The sequence below is a fragment of the Methanobrevibacter cuticularis genome (assembly GCF_001639285.1).
Classification (GTDB): domain Archaea; phylum Methanobacteriota; class Methanobacteria; order Methanobacteriales; family Methanobacteriaceae; genus Methanobaculum; species Methanobaculum cuticulare.
On the sequence record NZ_LWMW01000051.1, the window covers coordinates 1 to 786 of the forward strand.

General features: G+C 24.9%; 1 protein-coding gene. It reads right to left on the minus strand.

Annotated elements, in window-relative coordinates; genetic code table 11:
• Nucleotides 1–499: 499 nt before the first annotated feature.
• On the minus strand, nt 500–786 hold a 287-nt coding region (locus MBCUT_RS01460), incomplete at its 5' end, for a hypothetical protein (protein WP_211263752.1).

The window sequence follows — 786 nt, forward strand, 5'->3', positions numbered from 1 at the left end:
TTTTAATTCATTTTTAGATAAATGATTTTTAACCCTTTTTTGAACCATATTAACCATGAGTAACAACCCCATATATCATATTAATATATGAAAATCATTACTTATAAACTTTCCTTTCAGGACTATATTACTTATTATTATTCCATAATTGGGATAAAAGATTATTCATGTTTATAGTGAGATATATTTAATAATATAAAAATCTAATCATGATTGGATAGAATAAGAAAGAAAATAAATTTATTAATGATACGATAGAGAAATGAATAGAATCTAAAAAGAATAATAAGATACCAGCCTATTTAATAGCTAATAAGGATAATTATGACCTAGACTCTGAAAGAATCCTAAAAAGATTTGATATAATTAAATTGTTAACCTTTTAGTGGTTTGGAATTGATAAGAGAAATGAGAGGTGACTAGTTATGATTTTATTTCTATAATTTTTTAATAAAAAAGTTTTAAGTAATAGTTAAGATTTATAGTTTAATTGATGGTGTTATAGTTTCTCTATTTTTTCTATTGAGAGTTTTGTGAATTTACTTATGTCTTTTATTGGAATATTTGCCTTTTTCATATTATGTGCAACTGAAATTATTCCTTTTTCAATTCCTTCTTTTCTCCCTATTTTTATTCCTTTTTGTGTTGCTGTGTGTTTGAGGGTTATTTCGTCGTAGTGTGCCATTTCTCGCATTTCATACATTCTGTAGTCTTCATCATTCATGGATATGAGGTCTAGTTTTTTTTGTGCTTTTTCTATGGTTTTGTTCATTTTTATCACCTTGT